Genomic DNA, 15,317 nt, shown 5'->3' on the forward strand with positions numbered 1-15,317 from the left:
ATTCCGTACCATCCGAATTGTTAAACCAAGCGGCGGAGATTGGATATCTCGAGGATCACCGAATCTTTTTCCACAACGCTTCGGTGTTCTATCAGATCAAAACGCCACCGAACACGTGCCTTGGCAATTTCGGCGGCATAATCCCGGCCTTTGTGGAAATATGCACTGCTATTTTCATTTCTGAGCATCCAGGGCTCGGAAAACTCGCATAGTTTATCGAGATCCGCGAGTGCACGCGCTGATATAGCATCGCAACTGGCGATCTCGTCAGGCCCAACCTCAAGTCGGATCGGATGAACGGCGCCTCGCGCGCTGGTCTCACGCAGGGCAAGGCGCAGAAATGACGCTTTCTTTTTGTTGCTCTCGATGAGAGAGACCCATCCATCACCAAGCTCAGCAAGCAAGATTGCGGTGATCACACCGGGAAATCCGCCGCCACTCCCCATGTCGATCCATCTTTTAGGACCCGGGCGCAATTGATAGACTTGAGCGCTGTCGGCCGCATGCCTTCGCCAAGCGTCCTCAATGGTCGACGGCGCGACAAGATTGATCGATTTTGCCCATTTGCTGAAAAGAGCGAGAAAATGCTCCAGGCGTTCTTGTGTTTCACGTGAAACACTTTGACCGTTCAAGTTCATGAAGGACTCTCAAAACGTGTATTAGGCAACCGACCGTTCGGCAGTGTCTGTTTTCCGTAGATGAACGAGCAACAGCGAAATCGCTGCGGGAGTCATCCCGTCGATCGTTGCGACCTGCGCAACGTTAAACGGCTGTTGCCTCCCCAGCTTTTGCTTCAGCTCGTTGGAAAGCCCGGACAGGACCGAATAGTCGAAATCCTTCGGGATGATCCGATTCTCGTCGCGCTGAATGTCGACGATATCGGCTGCCTGCCGGCGCATATAGACAGCATAGGAAGCTTCGATCTCGATCGCCTCTGCAACCGGCTTGCTCAAACCTTTGATGTCAGGCCATACGTCCGACAACAGCGCCATATTCAAATCGGGGTAGGACAGCAGCTCGTAAGCGGAGCGGCGCTGACCATCCTGGTTAAGTTGAAGCCCATGGCACCGCGCTTCGCTCGGAGTAATATTCAACGATTGCAAGAGCCCGCGTGCACTGTCGATCGCGGATTTATACTCCGAAAACCTCATGCGCCTCTCGTGGCTCACGCAGCCAATATCTTCTGCAATCGGAGTAAGGCGCAAATCCGCGTTGTCGGCGCGCAGCGAAAGCCGATATTCTGCGCGAGACGTGAACATCCGGTACGGCTCGGAGACCCCCCGAGACGTCAAGTCATCGATCATCACCCCAATGTAGGAGTTGGTACGGCTTAGATAGATCGGTCGCTGATCACCGGCGCGGCGAGCTGCGTTGAGACCTGCAACGAGACCTTGCGCGGCTGCTTCCTCATACCCCGTGGTGCCGTTAATCTGACCAGCCAGGTATAAGCCCGGCATCCGCTTCACTTCCAGGGCCGGGGTTAGTTCCCGAGGATCGACGTGATCGTACTCGATTGCGTAACCGGGCTGGAGAATAGAAACAGCCTCCAACCCCGGTATGGTCCGAATAAAGGCCTCCTGCACCTCTGCAGGCAGTGACGTCGAAATGCCGTTGGGATAGACGGTGTCGTCGTCCAGGCCCTCCGGCTCCAAGAATATCTGGTGACCGTCGCGCTCGCCAAACTTGACGATCTTATCTTCAATTGAGGGGCAATAGCGTGGCCCCACACCTTCAATCTGCCCTGAATACATCGCCGAGCGATGAAGGTTGTCCTGAATGAGCTTATGCGTCGCCGCGGTCGTGCGCGTCACGCCGCATTCGATCTGAGTATTCCGAATCTCGTCCGTCATGAATGAAAACGGCGTAATCTCCTCGTCGGCTCCCTGGCGTCCGACGGAAGCCCAATCAATCGTCTTCCCATCCAGACGGGCAGGGGTACCCGTCTTGAGCCGTCCGAGTCGAAGACCGAGCCGCAACAATGTGCCAGACAAGCCGAGCGACGGATCCTCACCGACGCGGCCGGCAGGTATCTTCTTGTCACCGATGTGGATGAGACCGCGCAGGAAAGTCCCGGTTGTCAATACGACCGCGCTGCATTTAATAAGCCGGCTATCTTTCATAACGACACCAGTCACGAGTCCTCCCGAAACCTCGATATCGAACGCATCGCCTTCGATAACATCAAGATTATCAATGGCTTCGATCGCGGCCTGCATTGCAGTTCGGTAGAGCTTGCGGTCAGCCTGGGTACGCGGGCCGCGGACAGCGGGGCCTTTTTTGCGATTAAGCATCCGGAACTGAATACCGGCTGCATCAGCGATGCGCCCCATGAGGCCATCCATCGCATCGACCTCCCGCACCAGATGCCCCTTACCAAGGCCGCCGATTGCAGGATTGCAGGACATTACGCCGATTGTGTCGCGGCGATGCGTTACCAGCGCGGTGCGGGCACCGAGACGCGCGGAAGCGCTGGCGGCCTCGCAACCTGCATGCCCGCCTCCGATCACGACAACATCGTATTGGTTCGCACTCATTTCCGGTCTCTCCCGCGCCTGCGGTGTTTCACGTGAATCATTTGCCGATGCAAAATTCTGAGAAAATCACATCGAGGAGGTTCTCGACATCGACGCGCCCGGTGATCCTGCCCAGCGCGTTACCTGCCACCCGAAGACTCTCCGCTCGGATATCGAGCCCCGCGGAGGTGTTCGCTAGGGCTTCGTCGATTGCGTTCAAGCAGTCAGACAGCGAATCCCTCTGCCGCCTGCGGCTGGGGATCGCCAGACTGTAACCGCTTGTCTGTCGCTCCAGGCGTTCTGCAATGGCTGTGCGCAACGCCGAAAGCCCCGCATCCGCGATCGCCGATATCAGCAGGTCGTAAGAGGTCGCATTTCCGTCTGCCGATATATCGGCCTTCGTACCCACTCGCAAGACCTCGGCCTTTCCAGCCGGGAGCGGTCCTTGAAGACCGTCGGTCATGTCTTCGAGATAGAGTACCAGGTCTGCTTCAGAAATGATCTTTTCCGCCCGCCGGATACCTTCCCGCTCAACCACCTCTTCTGTGTCTCTCAGGCCAGCGGTGTCATAGAGCCTGACAAGAAAGCCATTGATGTCGAGATCGACGTGCAGAACGTCGCGCGTGGTTCCGGCGATGTCGGTCACGATGGCAATCTCACGCTGGGCGAGCGCGTTCATTAGGGTCGATTTACCAGCGTTTGGTGCCCCGGCAATAACCACCTTGTAACCGTCACGAATGATCTCGCCGGCCTGAGCATGGCTGAGATGGCCGTCGATCTCTCTGCGCAGCCCTGCAACGTCGTCCCATACGATTTCCGACACGGAACCCGGGACATCGTCCTCGTCAGCAAAATCGAGCTCTGCTTCAATGAGAGCCCGGGCCCTCGTTAATCGTTCCGCCCACGAATCGTATAGTTTTGATAGTGCTCCGGAGCTGTGCTCGACTGCCAGGCGTCGCTGCATCTCCGTCTCGGCGGCGATGAGATCCGCAAGGCCTTCGATCTCCACCAGATCAAGTTTGCCGTTCTCAAAGGCGCGTCGCGAGAATTCACCCTCGGTCGCCATGCGCACATCCTGGATCGCCGCCAGTTCGTCGAACAGCGCGTTGACAACAGCGCGACTGCCGTGAACGTGGATCTCCGCGCAATCTTCGCCGGTAAAAGAGCTGGGGGAAGGGAAGAAGAGCACCAACCCGCTGTCGAGAACGGATCCGTTTCGGGACCGAATCGGCCGCAGGGACGCGCGGCGCGGCGCGGGCAGCTCGCCAGCAAGCATTCGCAGGGCATCACGTGTCCGAGGTCCGCTGAGGCGCACGACCGCGACACCGGAGGGGACCGCTCCACTTGATAGCGCATAAATGGTTTCGCTCGACATCCTTGCTACTCGAAAGAAGCCATCCCTGAAAAGCGAAAGCCGGCCACAAGTGACCGGCTCTCTGAGCGGGAATCCGGCTAATTACTATGTATTCATCGACTCGAAGAAGTCCGGGTTGTTCTTCGTCTGTTTCAGCTTGTCGATAAGAAACTCGATCGCATCCGTTGTCCCCATCGGCGCGAGAATGCGCCGGAGCACAAAGATCTTCTGCAGGTCTTGACGCGGAACAAGGAGGTCTTCCTTGCGCGTACCGGACTTAAGGATATCCATTGCCGGGAAGATACGCTTGTCCGCTACCTTGCGGTCGAGAACGATTTCCGAGTTGCCGGTACCCTTGAATTCTTCGAAGATCACTTCATCCATGCGGCTGCCAGTGTCAATGAGCGCAGTCGCGATAATCGTCAGCGAGCCGCCTTCCTCGATGTTTCGGGCAGCACCGAAGAAGCGCTTAGGCCGCTGGAGCGCGTTCGCGTCCACACCACCGGTCAGGACCTTACCAGAAGAAGGAACCACGGTGTTATAGGCGCGACCGAGGCGCGTAATCGAATCGAGCAGGATGACGACGTCGCGGCCGTGCTCGACGAGCCGCTTTGCCTTCTCGATCACCATCTCGGCAACCTGCACATGCCGCACGGCCGGCTCGTCGAACGTCGAGGAGATGACTTCACCGCGCACCGAGCGCTGCATGTCCGTCACTTCTTCGGGACGTTCGTCGATCAGCAGAACGATGAGATAGCATTCCGGGTGATTGGCGGTAATCGAATGCGCGATGTTCTGCAGGAGAACCGTTTTACCCGTTCGCGGCGGGGCGACGATGAGTCCGCGCTGACCTTTGCCGAGCGGAGCGACGAGATCGATCACGCGCGGAGACAGATCCTTCGACGTCGGAACATCAAGTTCCATCTTGAAGCGCTCATTCGGATAAAGCGGCGTCAGGTTATCGAAATGAACCTTATGGCGGATCTTCTCCGGGTCGTCGAAATTGATCGTGTTAACCTTCAGAAGTGCGAAATAGCGCTCGCCTTCCTTCGGCCCCCGGATCGGTCCCTCGACGGTGTCGCCCGTCTTCAACGAGAAGCGGCGGATCTGCGAAGGGGAGATGTAGATGTCATCCGGACCCGGAAGGTAATTGGCATTTGCGGAGCGCAGGAAGCCGAAACCGTCCTGCAGGACCTCCACGACGCCTTCGCCGATGATCTCAATATCCTGGCTCGCCAGAACCTTCAGGATTGCAAACATCAATTCCTGTTTGCGCATTGTGCTTGCATTTTCAACCTCGAGCGATTCGGCAAACGCCAGGAGATCGGTCGGGGATTTACTCTTAAGTTCCTGAAGCTTCATTTCAGCCATGAAGTGACCACTGCTCTGTATTTCGAAGGGGGAAGGCTATGTCAGGTCGTTTCAATGTTGCGAAAGGGCTCGCAGACGACTGAACTCAGAACACATGCCACGAAGATGAGATGCGCGGAAAATAGCGACTAAGATGGCGCGCCGCAAGGGGGCTGCTTAAAATGAAGCAAATTTAACCTGAGGTGGCACTCTCTTCAGAAAGGTTTAACGACCACGAGGATGACGATCAGGATCATCAGCACCGTCGGTGCCTCGTTCATGAACCGCCAATAGCGGGCTGAACGGTGGTTTTCATCTCTTGCGAATGCATCCACAGCACGGCTGAAGAAGATGTGAACCGCTGTCAAAAGCACAACCAAAGCGATCTTGGCGTGCAGCCAGCCGCCCTGGAAGCCGTAAACAGACCAGGCGAGATAGAGACCGAAGATCCAGGTCAGCATCATTGCCGGGTTCATGATGATCTTTAGCAGGCGGCGTTCCATGACCTTGAAGGTCTCCGACTGCACGGAACCGGGCTCAGCATCGGTATGGTAGATGAAGAGCCGCGGCATATAGAAAAGGCCTGCCATCCACGAGATCACCGCAATGATGTGAAGCGCCTTGATCCAAAGGTAGAGGTTTTCCGGGTTCCATACGAACAACCCTACTGAAAGCAGCGCGAAGAAGCCGAGGGCAAAATGCGCGCGCCGCCTGGCATAGCTGCCTGGACCATGATCCGTCTGTTTTTCCATCGCTCAGTTCCCGCTCCGGCGCACGCGTTCAACGAGCAAGCGCACGTTTTCCGGATCGGCTTGCGGCGTGATTCCATGCCCGAGGTTGAAGATCAGTGGACCACTTCCAAGATGCGCCAGAATGTCGTCGATGCCCTCCTCAAGTGCTTTCCCACCGGCAACGAGGCGCATAGGGTCAAGATTGCCTTGAACCGGACCTTCCTTCTGAAGCTCGGCGGCAAACTCAAGCGGCACCGACCAATCGAGGCCGATCGCGTCGGCGCCTGTCTTTTGCCGATAGGTCTTAAGAAGATAGCCCGCACCCTTGGCGAACGCGATGATCCGCGCCTGAGGCCGCCGTGCCTTGACGGAGGAAATCATTCGGGCGACCGGCCTAACAGCAAAGGCCTCGAACTCCTTCTCTCCAAGCACACCCGCCCAGGAATCGAAAATCTGAACGGCATCGGCGCCGGCATCGATCTGCCTCAGGAGATAGTCGGCCGAAACGTCTGCAAGCAGCATCAACAGCCGCTCAAAGGCCTTCGGGTACTTGTAGGCGAAAAGCCTGGCCGGCGCCTGATCGGGTGTGCCGTGACCGGCGATCATATAAGTCGCGACCGTCCATGGCGCCCCGCAGAAGCCGAGAAGGGTGGTTTCCTCCGGCAGTTCCGCGCGCAGACGCCGCACAGTCTCGAATACCGGCTCCAGGTAGTCGACAACACCCATGCCATCCAACCGAAGGATTCCAGCCTCGTCGATCGGGTCCATCTCGGGACCGTGACCTTCGGTAAAACGCACATTGCGCTTCATCGCATCGGGAATGACGAGAATGTCAGAGAACAGGATCGCTGCGTCGAAGTTGTAGCGACGGATGGGTTGAAGCGTCACCTCGACTGCATGATCCGGGGAATAGCAAAGCTCCAGGAAACTTCCGGCCTTGGCACGCGTTTCCTTGTACTCGGGCAGATAACGGCCCGCCTGCCTCATAAGCCAGATCGGAGGAGGGGAGAGAGTTTCACCGTCGAGAACTCTCATGATTTTCCGGCGCGTTTCGCTCAAGCGCTTCTTCCCTATAAAAATCCAAAGATATTTTAAAAGGTTTCTATTTCTTAGAGTCGGTTTCTATCAAGGATTAAAATCTGTCCACCGGTGATGCCTTCGGTCGCAGGCACCTTAGATAACGTGCCAAAATCCCTTCGCATAATCTGCATTAGTGGGATGAGATCGAAACCGAAAATGATTCCAGCAGCTTGTGTCCCAGCCCAGCGTGTTGCCTTCTGTGGATATCCTGTGCATTGCTGTCTGGCTCTCTGAAGTCATCTACAAAGTCCACAGGTCGCGGCGTTCGCCGTCCCGCAAAACCGAAATGTGGATAAACGGGCATGTTTTCCCTTGCCCGACAGCCCGCGCCACCCTTAGCTCTTCGCCATCCAATCTTTTCAACAGCCAGCGGAAAATAGCGTGGAGAACCGGACGAACTTCTTCCATCTGCATCTGATTTCTGACTCGACCGGTGAGACTCTGATTTCGGCCGGCCGCGCTGCTTCCGCCCAATTCAAGTCGGCCCAGGCGGTTGAGCATGTTTACCCCCTGGTCCGGAACCGCAAGCAGCTCCTTGCGGTCCTTGACGCGATCGACAGTGAGCCCGGCATCGTTCTCTACACGGTCGTCGACCGGGAACTCGCGACGCTGATTGACGAGAGATGTGCGGAGATGGGAGTCGCCTCGGTGAATGTGCTCGAGCCCGTTATGGCCGCCTTTCAGCTTTATCTCGGCGCGCCGTTGCGGCGCCGGGTCGGTGCGCAACACGTGATGAATGCCGGGTATTTCGCGCGCATCGAAGCCTTGAACTTCACCATGGATCATGATGACGGGCAGATGGCTGAAGATTATAACGAGGCCGACGTCGTGATCGTCGGCATCAGCCGCACGTCTAAGACACCGACCAGCATTTACCTCGCCAATCGCGGTATCAAAACGGCGAACATGCCGATCGTCCTAGGGGTGCCGCTGCCTGACGCGCTTCTGACTGCGACCAGGCCAGTGATCGTCTGCCTCATCGCAACAACCGACCGGATCTCCCAGGTCCGCGAGAATCGCGTACTCGGCTCGGCGCCCGGCTTCGACCGCGGGCTGTATACGGATCGCGCTGCGATCTCCGAAGAGCTCAAATATGCTCGCTCTCTCTGTGCGCGACACAACTGGCCGCTGATCGACGTCACGCGCCGCTCAATCGAAGAGACGGCGGCCGCGATCGTTGCTCTGCGGCCAAAGCTGCGCTAAGCGCTGAGGGTATGAATCGCGCGCCTACGACATCGAAGCTGATCCTCGCCTCATCCAGCCCATTTCGGAGGATGCTGCTCTCGAACGCCGGCCTGGAATTTGAAGCGCATGCGGCGAAGATAGATGAGCGTGCGATCGAAGCTCCGCTTGAGAAAAATGGCGCATCGCCCGACACCGTCGCGTTGGTGCTTGCGAAGGCCAAAGCGGAGGAAGTCAGCGCCCGGTTTCCGGGTGCCCTCGTCATCGGATCTGACCAGACGATGTCGCTTGGCGAGCAGGTGTTTCATAAGCCACGCGACATGGCTGATGCTGGAAATCACCTGATGCTGCTCTCCGGACAAACCCATCGGCTGAACAGTGCGATTGCAATCATGCGAGATGGCGACCTGCTGTGGCAGCATGTGTCACACGCGTCGCTGACGATGCGGGCATTATCGGCGGATTTCGTCGCGCGCCACCTGGCCCGCGTTGGAGAAAAGGCGCTTGGCAGCGTGGGGGCCTATCAACTCGAAGGCGAGGGGATTCAACTCTTCGACAAAATCGATGGTGATTACTTCACCATTTTGGGCCTGCCGATGTTGCCGCTGCTTGGGAAATTGAGGGAATTGGGTGCGCTTGATGGATGATTCACGTGAAACATTCGGCCCGAATGCGTTTGTGACCGGCTTTCCGGTAAAGCATTCGCGTTCGCCGTTGATCCACGGATACTGGTTGAAAACGCTCGAGCTGCCGGGCAGCTATCGCGCGCACGAGGTTGCGCCGGCCGATTTCGCAACATTCATCGCTTCCCTCAAAGATCGAAGCTCTGGCTTTGTCGGCGGCAACGTCACCATCCCACACAAGGAGATGGCCTACGAACTCGCAGACCGCCCAGACGAACTCTCCCAGGAACTCGGCGCCTCAAACACACTGTGGCTGCAGGAGGGGAAAGTCCATTCCACCAACACTGATGGGCACGGCTTCACCGCGAACCTCGACGCGCGGTGCCCTGGCTGGGATAGCCACCATGCCGCGGTAATCCTCGGGGCGGGCGGGGCAAGCCGGGCGGTCATCCAGGCGCTGCGCGATCGCGGCTTTCGGGAGATCCATGTGGTCAACCGAACCATTGCACGTGCACAGGAACTTGCCGATCGCTTCGGCGAGAAGGTTCATGCCCATCCGATGGGCGCTCTCGCCGAAGTCATGAAAGGTGCTGGTCTTTTCGCTAATACGACCTCACTCGGCATGGACGGTTCGGAAGCACCGGCGATCGATTTTTCGCCTCTTACGGCCAAGGCCGTCGTGACCGATATCGTCTATGTCCCGCTCAAGACGCCCCTGCTGAAGCAAGCGGAGGAACAGGGATTCAGGATCGTCGATGGCCTTGGCATGTTGCTCCATCAGGCGGTACCCGGATTCGAAAAGTGGTTCGGCAAACGGCCGGTTGTCGATGACGAACTTCGCAAGCTCATCATCGCGGATATGGAAAAGCATTGATGATCCGGATCGGTCTCACGGGTTCCATCGGGATGGGAAAATCCACCTCGGCAAAACTCTTTGCCGGCAGCGGCATCCCCGTCAATGATTCCGATGCCGTGGTGCATGACTTGTATGCTGGAGCGGCTGCGCCCCTGGTCGAGGCTGAATTTCCGGGGACGGTTAAGGACGGCGCGGTCGACCGGCAGGAACTTGGCCGTCAGCTTTCACGAAGGCCGGATGGCTTCGAGGCTCTCGAAAGGATCGTCCACCCGCTCGTGCGCCAGCGCGAAGCCGAATTCGTGGAGCGCGAGCGGGCACGAGGTTCTGAAATGGTCCTGCTCGATATCCCATTGCTTTTCGAAACCGGTGCCGAGGATCGGGTCGATATAATCGTCGTTGTCAGCAGTGATCCACAGATTCAGCGCGATCGGGTGCTTGCGCGTCCGAACATGACTGAGGAAAAATTCAATATGATTCTCTCGCGGCAGACGCCGGACGCCGAAAAGCGGGCACGCGCCGATTACGTGATCGATACCAGTCACCCTATCGAAACGACGCGGAGAAGAGTGAATGAAATCATCGCCGATCTGAAAGCGCGGATCGCGAAGGGAGAATTCCGGAATGCGTGAAATCATATTCGATACCGAGACCACCGGCCTCGACCCACGCATGGACCGGATCATCGAAATTGGCGGCATCGAGCTGCTTAATCATTTCCCTACCGGCCGAACCATTCATATCTACGTCAGTCCAGGCGATCAGAAAGTCCACCCCGACGCCCTGGCCGTTCACGGCATAACCGACGAGTTTCTGAAGGATAAGAAGCCCTTCGCGGACGTCGTCGACGAGATCATCGATTTTTTCGGCGAAGCACGCTGGATTGCCCACAATGCCACCTTCGACATGGGCTTCGTCAATGCCGAATTCGCTCGGCTCGGCCTGCCGCCAATCCTGCCGGAGAAGGTGGTTGATACACTTTCGCTTGCCCGGCGCAAGCACCCCATGGGTCCGAACTCGCTCGACGCGCTCTGCCGGCGCTATGGCATAGACAATTCGCACCGTACAAAACACGGCGCGCTCCTCGACTCGGAACTGCTTGCCGAGGTTTACATCGAGATGATTGGTGGCCGTCAGACCGCACTCGGTTTGAGTGTTGCGACGATAAACGCGGCAGGTAACGCGGCGCTTGTTCTGGACGAAGCGGTTGATATCGTTTTGGAACGGCCGCGGCCGCTCGCACCGCGCCTCAGTGAGGCCGAAGCCCAGGCTCATGACGCGCTGATTGCCACGCTCGGTGGAAAAGGCATCTGGGCCAAATACGACATCCAAAATTAGCAATGCCCGGGCTCTCACCCGGGCATATATGACTCGAAATCCGTGCGGATCGAATCAGTTGGTTTGAACCTTTGCGCGCGCCTGCTCCTCGGCGACGCGCTGGGCAAACATCTGGGCGAAATCGATCGGATCGATCATCAGCGGCGGGAAGCCGCCATTGCGCGTGACTTCGGCGATGATCTGGCGGGCGAACGGGAAGAGCATGCGCGGGCATTCGATGAAAAGTACCGGCAGCATGTGTTCCTGCGGGAAGCCAGCGACGCGGAACACGCCGCCGTAAACGAGCTCAGCGTGGAAGACCGTCTTGTCGCCTTCCTTGGCCTCGGCGTTGAGCGAGAGCACCACGTCGAAATCGGTATCCGAAAGCGGATTGGCGTTGACGTTGACGCTGATATTGATCGCCGGCGCCTTGTCGCGCGCCTGAAGAGAGCGTGGCGCGCCCGGATTTTCGAAGGAAAGATCCTTCGTGTACTGAGCCAGGATTGTCAGGCTGGGGCTTGCTGTGTTGCTGCCGTTGCCGTTGTTTTCATCAGCCATTGGATTTTCCTCGAGCGCATTGGATGGTGCCGCCATCTAACATTTCGAGAAAAGGCTTACAACCCTGGGAAACCGAGGCCGGTCCTACTCTCCGAGCCGCTTGCCGGACCAGGGCGATTTGCCGTTCGGCTCACGGCGAAAATCGTCTTGATCGAGATCAACAACCTTTGAGGTCGGTGTGGATCGGCTGCCGAAGCCGGAGGATTGCGAGGCTGTAAAGCCTTCCGTCGTTCTCACGGTAACGAAGCGCTTGCAGATATAGTTCCAGGCAAGCTCGCGAACGGCCGGTATAAACATCAGAATGGCGATGATATCCGAGATAAATCCGGGGATGATGAGGAGCAGCGAGGCGATCACGAACATGGCCGGCCGCAGGAGCTCGCGTCCCGGTATGACACCATTCCGGCCTTGCGCGGATAGACGCTGAAGGATGCCGATGCCGTGGCGTCGTAGCAATGCCATCCCGACCACGAAACTCAAAACAACAAGACCAAGGGTCGGCAGCACGCCGATGGCGTGCCCGACTATGAGAAAGCCTGCTATTTCCGCCAGCGGCAGCAGCAGGACGAAACCTGGAAGTATCGAAAGTCGCATCGTCTCTCCGCCCGGCTCTCTATCTCGATCGCTAGATTGCCATAGCTATTTGAATCATCTGTATATGCGGACTATATGGGAGTAGATATCAGAGATGTTAACGGCGGCTGCGGTACGAAATGAGTTCAAACGACTTCATCACTTTGTTTTTCCTTGTAGCGGCGGTGCTGATATTTTTTCAGCTGCGCAGCGTGCTCGGGCGCCGCACGGGAAACGAGAAGCCGCCGCGTGATCTTTTTACGCCGCGGGATTCGGTCGGCTCGGAACCTTCTGACGCCGGCAAGGTCGTGACGCTTCCGCGCCGCGATACCCCTGCGGAAGATGAAGACCGCTTCGCAGAAATCGATGCCGTCGCCCCCGCCGGCACTGCGGTCAATGAAGCGCTGCGCCAACTCAACAAGGCCGATCCATCCTTTACGCCCAAGGAATTCCTGAACGGCGCGAAAATGGCCTACGAAATGATTGTCATGGCCTATGCGGATGGTGACCGGAAAACATTGAAAAACCTTCTCTCACGCGAAGTTTACGACGGCTTCGACGCAGCGATTGCGGATCGGGAAGGCAAGGGCGAGACGGTGAAGTCCACCTTCGTTGGCATCGACAAGGCGGATATCACGCATGCCGAGGTCAAGGGCAGCGAAGCACAGATTACGCTGCGTATCGCCAGCCAGCTGATCTCCGCGACCTACGACAAGGCCGGCAAGCTGGTAGAGGGTGATGCCGAAAGCGTAGCCGAAGTCAACGATATCTGGACCTTCGCCCGCGACACACGTTCGCGCGATCCCAATTGGAAACTCGTGGCAACCGAATCGGAACATGAGTGACGATAAAGCGGATTTCGTTCTGCAAGCTATAAGCTTCGATGAACTCAAAGGCTGGAAGGATGATGACCCTTCCAGCCTTTTTGAGGTCATGGAAAGCTGCCGCCGGCAAATCATCGAAACGAAGCCATACCGCACCGGATCACTCGGGCTGAGTGCCGACGATCTCTTGCCGCTCTTGGAAGAGGCACGAGAGGTCAAACCCGCCACTGCGGCTGCGGCGCGATCCTTTTTCGAGCAGAACTGTCAGCCGTTCTTCATAAGAAGAGGCGATGGGAAGCCGGGATTCGTGACTGCTTTCTACGAGCCCGAAATCGCCGTCTCAGACACGCCCGACGCTACTTACCGCTTCCCCTTTTATCGCCGTCCCGATGACCTGATCGATCTGGGCAATGGCAATCGCCCTCCGGGCCTAGACCCTTCCTATGCCTTCGGCCGCCTGCAGGATGGCAAGATAAGGGCCTATCCGGACCGGCAGGCGATCGATCAGGGCTTCCTTGATGGTCGAGGGCTCGAGATTGCCTGGGCCAAATCCAAGGTCGACGTTTTCTTCGTGCATGTGCAGGGCTCCGCACGTCTGCGCTATCCGGATGGCCGGATCGGGCGAATTACCTATGCGGCGAAGGCCGGGCATCCTTTCTCGGCCATTGGCAAGCTGCTGGTCGATCACGGCGAAATCGACCGCACGAAGATTTCCATGCAATCGATTCGCGCCTGGCTGGCTATGCATCCGGAAAGGTCCGATGAGGTTCTCTGGCACAATCGATCCTATATTTTCTTTCGCGAGGCTTCGGCCGCCGATCCCGAAGCGGGACCGGTCGCCGCTGCGAAAGTGCCGCTGCTCGCCGGCCGGTCGCTCGCTGTCGACCGTCTGATACATACTTTCGGGTTTCCCTTCTTCATCCGCTCGGACAGCCTTACGCATCTAGATCGGGGCAAGCCGTTCCAACGTCTGATGCTCGCCCTGGACACGGGCTCCGCCATCGTCGGCCCGGCGCGCGGCGATATCTTTACCGGTTCCGGCGATGAAGCGGGCGAGCTCGCGGGCACGGTGCGCAACGACGCGGATTTCTTTATCCTGATTCCGAATGCCGCCGCTGCAAGGTTCCGCTGATGGCAAGGGACCGCAAACTCAGCACGGATGAGAGAATTCTCTGGGGCAAGGTGGCACGCAGTACACGGCCGCTTGCCGGCAAGAAGGAGGAACGGAACGAACTCGACGCCTTTCTCGCGGAAGCGGAGGCCGAGATCGAGAATGCCGGGCAGAAATCACTGAGCGAGGCGGCAACGCAAGCCGCAGCGCCAACTGCGACCCAGAAACGCCCCTCCGGCCTCCATCAACCGCTGGAACGGCCCGTCAAACGCAAGATCGCAAAGGGCAGGCTGGCGCTCGAGGCGCGCATCGATCTCCATGGCCTCGTACAAAGCGAAGCTCATGTCATTCTTCTCGATTTCCTCCTGCGGGCACATGGGCGCGGGATGCGGCACGTGCTGGTGATAACCGGCAAGGGCAGCTCGATCGGAAGTGAAGGTGCGTTGAAACGCGCGGTGCCGCTTTGGTTCTCCAAACCCGAATTTCGCTATCTGATATCATCTTACGAATCGGCGGCGCAGCACCACGGCGGCGAAGGCGCGCTCTATATCCGGCTTTCCCGGCGCCAAGGGGACAAGTCATGACGCCTTTCGGCGAAGCTGTCAGAAGGCTGCGCATCCGCAAAGGCGTGTCGCAGAAGGAGATGGCGGCGGCCCTGAACGTCTCGCCAGCCTATCTCTCGGCACTAGAACACGGAAAGCGCGGCATTCCGACGTTCGATCTTCTCCAGCGGATCGCAGGCTATTTCAACATCATCTGGGACGAAGCCGAGGAATTGTTTCTGCTCGCCCGCTCGTCCGATCCCCGCGTCGTCATCGATACCTCAGGTTTGCCCCCGGAATACACGGCTTTTGCCAACCGTCTGGCGGGCAAGATCCGCAGCCTTGACAGTGCGGATTTAGCCGCGCTTGCAGCCACGCTCGAGAATCTCGGAAGACTTGACGGAAAAGCGTCATAATCCCCTGCTTTATGGCGGATTCTCGGCCTCCGCCATTGGGAATAGGGCGCAATAACCCTATATTCTAGAATGGAAAAAGCCGGTGATTCGCAAGGCTCATCCAGGCTTCGACAACAGGGAAATTCAAAGACAGTATGACTGACATATCCGCGACGGAAAACGGCGTTAACACCGAGTATGGCGCAGACTCCATCAAGGTCCTGAAGGGACTTGATGCCGTGCGCAAACGTCCGGGCATGTATATCGGCGACACCGACGATGGTTCCGGCCTGCATCACATGGTCTACGAG

The 15,317-nt window shown here is 57.8% G+C and carries 17 protein-coding genes; 9 read left to right on the plus strand and 8 right to left on the minus strand.

The window, feature by feature from the left end:
- Positions 1–20: 20 nt before the first annotated feature.
- The 6 genes from rsmG to hemE all read right to left on the minus strand — a co-directional run bounded on the left by rsmG (position 21) and on the right by hemE (position 7,007).
- Complete coding sequence (gene rsmG, locus ACPYOJ_RS31040) at positions 21–638, minus strand: 16S rRNA (guanine(527)-N(7))-methyltransferase RsmG (protein WP_481419678.1); 618 nt, start codon at positions 636–638, stop codon at positions 21–23.
- A 21-nt stretch (positions 639–659) separates the two neighbouring features.
- The gene (gene mnmG / locus ACPYOJ_RS31045) at positions 660–2,534 is read right to left on the minus strand and encodes a tRNA uridine-5-carboxymethylaminomethyl(34) synthesis enzyme MnmG (RefSeq protein WP_481419679.1); all 1,875 of its coding nucleotides are present in this window, start codon (positions 2,532–2,534) and stop codon (positions 660–662) included.
- A 37-nt stretch (positions 2,535–2,571) separates the two neighbouring features.
- Complete coding sequence (gene mnmE / locus ACPYOJ_RS31050) at positions 2,572–3,888, minus strand: tRNA uridine-5-carboxymethylaminomethyl(34) synthesis GTPase MnmE (protein WP_481419680.1); 1,317 nt, start codon at positions 3,886–3,888, stop codon at positions 2,572–2,574.
- A gap of 84 nt (positions 3,889–3,972) precedes the next feature.
- On the minus strand, positions 3,973–5,238 hold the full coding sequence (gene rho, locus ACPYOJ_RS31055) for a transcription termination factor Rho (RefSeq protein ID WP_205927259.1): 1,266 nt from the start codon (positions 5,236–5,238) through the stop codon (positions 3,973–3,975).
- Positions 5,239–5,432: 194 nt separating this feature from the next.
- Complete coding sequence (gene hemJ, locus ACPYOJ_RS31060; RefSeq protein WP_481419681.1) at positions 5,433–5,969, minus strand: protoporphyrinogen oxidase HemJ; 537 nt, start codon at positions 5,967–5,969, stop codon at positions 5,433–5,435.
- A 3-nt stretch (positions 5,970–5,972) separates the two neighbouring features.
- Entirely contained in the window at positions 5,973–7,007 is a 1,035-nt protein-coding gene (gene hemE, locus ACPYOJ_RS31065; RefSeq protein WP_481419682.1) for a uroporphyrinogen decarboxylase, read from the minus strand.
- A 402-nt stretch (positions 7,008–7,409) separates the two neighbouring features.
- On the opposite strand from hemE, the gene ACPYOJ_RS31070 reads away from it, so the two are divergent.
- The 5 genes from ACPYOJ_RS31070 to dnaQ are packed head-to-tail and all read left to right on the plus strand — an operon-like array spanning position 7,410 to position 11,024.
- Positions 7,410–8,231, plus strand: a complete 822-nt coding sequence (locus ACPYOJ_RS31070; RefSeq protein ID WP_168831864.1) for a pyruvate, water dikinase regulatory protein — start codon at positions 7,410–7,412, stop codon at positions 8,229–8,231.
- An 11-nt stretch (positions 8,232–8,242) separates the two neighbouring features.
- Positions 8,243–8,857 carry a Maf-like protein gene (locus tag ACPYOJ_RS31075; protein ID WP_481419683.1) on the plus strand — a complete coding sequence of 205 codons (615 nt, stop codon included), beginning with the start codon at positions 8,243–8,245 and terminating at the stop codon, positions 8,855–8,857.
- Positions 8,850–9,707, plus strand: a complete 858-nt coding sequence (locus ACPYOJ_RS31080) for a shikimate dehydrogenase (protein ID WP_481419684.1) — start codon at positions 8,850–8,852, stop codon at positions 9,705–9,707. Before ACPYOJ_RS31075 ends, ACPYOJ_RS31080 begins: the two co-directional genes overlap by 8 nt.
- Positions 9,707–10,318 carry a dephospho-CoA kinase gene (coaE, locus tag ACPYOJ_RS31085; RefSeq protein ID WP_481419685.1) on the plus strand — a complete coding sequence of 204 codons (612 nt, stop codon included), beginning with the start codon at positions 9,707–9,709 and terminating at the stop codon, positions 10,316–10,318. The genes ACPYOJ_RS31080 and coaE overlap by 1 nt, the downstream gene beginning before the upstream one ends.
- A complete protein-coding gene (gene dnaQ, locus ACPYOJ_RS31090) occupies positions 10,311–11,024 on the plus strand; it encodes a DNA polymerase III subunit epsilon (protein ID WP_168831868.1) in 714 nt (237 codons plus the stop codon). Before coaE ends, dnaQ begins: the two co-directional genes overlap by 8 nt.
- 54 nt (positions 11,025–11,078) lie before the next feature.
- On the opposite strand, the gene secB is transcribed toward dnaQ, so the two are convergent.
- Both secB and ACPYOJ_RS31100 read right to left on the minus strand, forming a co-directional pair.
- Complete coding sequence (gene secB / locus ACPYOJ_RS31095; protein ID WP_168831869.1) at positions 11,079–11,561, minus strand: protein-export chaperone SecB; 483 nt, start codon at positions 11,559–11,561, stop codon at positions 11,079–11,081.
- 84 nt (positions 11,562–11,645) lie between these two features.
- Positions 11,646–12,155 carry an FxsA family protein gene (locus ACPYOJ_RS31100; RefSeq protein ID WP_481419686.1) on the minus strand — a complete coding sequence of 170 codons (510 nt, stop codon included), beginning with the start codon at positions 12,153–12,155 and terminating at the stop codon, positions 11,646–11,648.
- 119 nt (positions 12,156–12,274) lie between these two features.
- Between ACPYOJ_RS31100 and ACPYOJ_RS31105 the strand changes: the two genes are divergently transcribed.
- The 4 genes from ACPYOJ_RS31105 to ACPYOJ_RS31120 are packed head-to-tail and all read left to right on the plus strand — an operon-like array spanning position 12,275 to position 15,027.
- Positions 12,275–12,979 (plus strand): Tim44/TimA family putative adaptor protein, encoded by a 705-nt coding sequence (locus ACPYOJ_RS31105; protein WP_168831871.1) that lies wholly within the window; start codon positions 12,275–12,277, stop codon positions 12,977–12,979.
- Positions 12,972–14,090 (plus strand): murein transglycosylase A, encoded by a 1,119-nt coding sequence (gene mltA, locus ACPYOJ_RS31110; protein ID WP_481419687.1) that lies wholly within the window; start codon positions 12,972–12,974, stop codon positions 14,088–14,090. Before ACPYOJ_RS31105 ends, mltA begins: the two co-directional genes overlap by 8 nt.
- Positions 14,090–14,653, plus strand: a complete 564-nt coding sequence (locus ACPYOJ_RS31115; protein WP_481419688.1) for a Smr/MutS family protein — start codon at positions 14,090–14,092, stop codon at positions 14,651–14,653. Before mltA ends, ACPYOJ_RS31115 begins: the two co-directional genes overlap by 1 nt.
- Complete coding sequence (locus ACPYOJ_RS31120) at positions 14,650–15,027, plus strand: helix-turn-helix domain-containing protein (protein ID WP_481419689.1); 378 nt, start codon at positions 14,650–14,652, stop codon at positions 15,025–15,027. The genes ACPYOJ_RS31115 and ACPYOJ_RS31120 overlap by 4 nt, the downstream gene beginning before the upstream one ends.
- The last annotated feature ends 290 nt before the right edge of the window (positions 15,028–15,317 follow it).

This window comes from Rhizobium sp. SVR5-9E, from assembly GCF_056755095.1.

Bases quoted from the DNA above. Each gene is read 5' to 3' on its own strand.
- rsmG (WP_481419678.1), bottom strand. From the start codon at position 638: ATGAACTTGAACGGTCAAAGTGTTTCACGTGAAACACAAGAACGCCTG.
- mnmG (WP_481419679.1), bottom strand. From the start codon at position 2,534: ATGAGTGCGAACCAATACGATGTTGTCGTGATCGGAGGCGGGCATGCA.
- mnmE (WP_481419680.1), bottom strand. From the start codon at position 3,888: ATGTCGAGCGAAACCATTTATGCGCTATCAAGTGGAGCGGTCCCCTCC.
- rho (WP_205927259.1), bottom strand. From the start codon at position 5,238: ATGGCTGAAATGAAGCTTCAGGAACTTAAGAGTAAATCCCCGACCGAT.
- hemJ (WP_481419681.1), bottom strand. From the start codon at position 5,969: ATGGAAAAACAGACGGATCATGGTCCAGGCAGCTATGCCAGGCGGCGC.
- ACPYOJ_RS31075 (WP_481419683.1), top strand. From the start codon at position 8,243: ATGAATCGCGCGCCTACGACATCGAAGCTGATCCTCGCCTCATCCAGC.
- ACPYOJ_RS31080 (WP_481419684.1), top strand. From the start codon at position 8,850: ATGGATGATTCACGTGAAACATTCGGCCCGAATGCGTTTGTGACCGGC.
- coaE (WP_481419685.1), top strand. From the start codon at position 9,707: ATGATCCGGATCGGTCTCACGGGTTCCATCGGGATGGGAAAATCCACC.
- dnaQ (WP_168831868.1), top strand. From the start codon at position 10,311: ATGCGTGAAATCATATTCGATACCGAGACCACCGGCCTCGACCCACGC.
- secB (WP_168831869.1), bottom strand. From the start codon at position 11,561: ATGGCTGATGAAAACAACGGCAACGGCAGCAACACAGCAAGCCCCAGC.
- ACPYOJ_RS31100 (WP_481419686.1), bottom strand. From the start codon at position 12,155: ATGCGACTTTCGATACTTCCAGGTTTCGTCCTGCTGCTGCCGCTGGCG.
- ACPYOJ_RS31105 (WP_168831871.1), top strand. From the start codon at position 12,275: ATGAGTTCAAACGACTTCATCACTTTGTTTTTCCTTGTAGCGGCGGTG.
- mltA (WP_481419687.1), top strand. From the start codon at position 12,972: ATGAGTGACGATAAAGCGGATTTCGTTCTGCAAGCTATAAGCTTCGAT.
- ACPYOJ_RS31115 (WP_481419688.1), top strand. From the start codon at position 14,090: ATGGCAAGGGACCGCAAACTCAGCACGGATGAGAGAATTCTCTGGGGC.
- ACPYOJ_RS31120 (WP_481419689.1), top strand. From the start codon at position 14,650: ATGACGCCTTTCGGCGAAGCTGTCAGAAGGCTGCGCATCCGCAAAGGC.